Annotated in this window: 3 protein-coding genes; all 3 read left to right on the top strand. The window is 72.9% G+C overall.

Annotated features, from left to right (window positions below; genetic code table 11):
• The coding region (sigK, locus tag FGF04_RS36410; RefSeq protein WP_149515665.1) for an ECF RNA polymerase sigma factor SigK at positions 1-466 on the top strand (466 nt) is incomplete at its 5' end.
• Positions 463-1,212 (top strand): anti-sigma factor, encoded by a 750-nt coding sequence (locus FGF04_RS36405; RefSeq protein WP_149515664.1) that lies wholly within the window; start codon positions 463-465, stop codon positions 1,210-1,212. The genes sigK and FGF04_RS36405, both read left to right, overlap by 4 nt.
• Before the next feature lie 141 nt (positions 1,213-1,353).
• Positions 1,354-1,794, top strand: a complete 441-nt coding sequence (locus tag FGF04_RS36400; RefSeq protein WP_149515663.1) for an SPW repeat protein — start codon at positions 1,354-1,356, stop codon at positions 1,792-1,794.
• Positions 1,795-2,216: the final 422 nt, after the last annotated feature.

Raw genomic sequence — 2,216 nt, 5'->3', positions numbered from 1 at the left:
GGGACCCGTCATCGGTGTCGTGCGCAGCGTGCTGCGCGACCAGGCCCAGTCCGAGGAAGTGGCCCAGGAAGTGCTGGTCGAGGTGTGGCGGTCCSCCGCCCGCTACCGGCGCGACCGCGGCTCGGCGATCAACTGGGTGCTCACGCTCGCCCACCAGCGGGCCGTCGACCGGGTCCGCTCGGTCGAGGCCTCGGCGGCACGTGAGCACAGGGCGGCCCTGCTCGACCACGCCCCCGAGTACGACGAGGTGACGGAACAGGTGGAAGCCCGGCTGGAACGCGAACAAGTGCGGCGCTGTCTGCGCACACTCACCGAACTGCAGCGTCAGTCCGTCACGCTGGCGTACTACCGCGGTCTGACCTACCGGGAGGTGGCGGAGTCGCTGGCCCTGCCGCTCGGCACGGTCAAGACGCGCCTGCGCGACGGGCTCATCCGGCTGCGCGACTGCCTGGGGGTCACCGCATGAGCACCGTCGACCTGCACACCCTGACGGGCGCGTACGCGCTGCACGCCCTCTCCGAGGAGGAACGGGGCGAGTTCGAGCGGCACGCGGCCGACTGCGAGGCCTGCGCCCAGGAGGCGCTGGAGCTGAGCGAGACCGCGGCCCGGCTCGGTCTCGCGACGACCATGACCCCGTCCGCCGCCCTCAAGAGCCGGGTCATGCGGCAGATCACGACGGTCCGCCAGGAGGGCCCGCGCGGCACGTCGCCGCTGCGCTCCCCGGGCGGCAACCGCGCACGCCGGCTGTCGCGCTGGGCACTCGCCGCCTGCCTGGCCGGGGTGGCCGCGTTCGGCGGCACGGCGGTGTGGCAGTACGACCGCGCCGAGGACGCCCAGCAGCGGGCGCAGCAGGCCGAGCGGAGCACGGACGCGATCGCGGCGGTCCTGGCCGCCCCGGACGCCAGGACCCGGACCGCCGAGCTGGCGGACGGGGGCCGCGGGACGGTCGTCGTCTCGAAGAGCCGCGACCGGGCGGTCTTCATCGCCTCGGACATCGCGAGCCCGCCGGAGGGCAAGGTCTACCAGCTCTGGTTCGACGACGGGGGCACCATGCGGTCCGCCGGGCTGATGGACCCCGGCCGGACGGCCCGGCCGGTCCTCCTGGAGGGAGCGGTGGGCGGGGCGTCCGGCATGGGCATCACCGTCGAACCGGCGGGCGGCTCGGCGCAGCCCACCTCCTCGCCCCTGGCCCTGATGACGTTCCCGGCCTGAACGTTCCTCCCCGGCCTCCCCTCTCCGGAACCCGTCTCCGGAACTCCTCCGCCGTCACCAGTACACATAAAGGTTGAATAAGAGCAGAATGGACATAACCACCGTCCATCGCAGGGACGGCGCAGGCGAAGGAGTCATGCCATGGCCAACGTCTCGAACACCAGAGGGGACATCGCCGGCCACCCCGACGTACCGGAGATGCGGGACCGCTACGCCCGCATGCTCGGGGATCGCGATGTGGCGCTCGTGGACGGACCGGTGTTCCTGCTCGGTCTGTACTGCGCCGCCTCCCCGTGGATCCTGCACTACACGTCGAACCAGTCCGCCCTCGCGACGCACAACCTCATCGTGGGCATCGCCATCTGCGTACTGGCCCTCGGCTTCACCACCAACCCGGCACGGATGTACGGCCTGAGCGGCGCCATGTGCGCGATGGGCATCTGGATGATCGTCGCGCCGTGGATCGTGGGCACCCGCCCCGACGCGGGGGTCGCGGTCAACAACATCGTCATCGGCGCCCTGACCCTGATGCTCGGGTTCGTGTGCCTGGCCGCCTCGGCGAAGAACAAGCCGAGGATGTAGAGACGGGAGACGGAACACGGGGAGGAGCGCCCCTTCGCGCGAGCGCCTGCCGGCGGCCGGCAGGCGCTCGACGCGTGCGGGCGCGGCCGTGCACGGCGGCTTCCACCCGGGCGGGCGGCGCGCCAACAGCGGCTCGCCCGGTGGTCGGCGACTTCGCCGACGCACACTGAGGGAACCCGGACCTCGACGGTCCGCCCTTCGGCCCCTTGCTCCCCGGACCAGGTACGTGCGAGCACCGCCCGCACCTGGGCCGGCGCACGGCGGGAGCCGGTCCCGGACAGCGATCCGGCCCGCGCCCCCAGCCGTAGGCGAACCGCTCGCGCCCCTCACGTCCGCGGTGCGCCACCAAGGGGTTCCCGGACGGCGCAGAACCGTCCGAACGAGCCRGCCACCAGGGCGTTCCAACGTCGGCGGTCCGCGGA

Origin of the sequence: Streptomyces apricus (assembly GCF_008369065.1) — a bacterium.
Classification (GTDB): Bacteria; Actinomycetota; Actinomycetes; order Streptomycetales; family Streptomycetaceae; genus Streptomyces; species Streptomyces apricus.
This window is presented reverse-complemented; position numbering and strand designations above follow the sequence as displayed.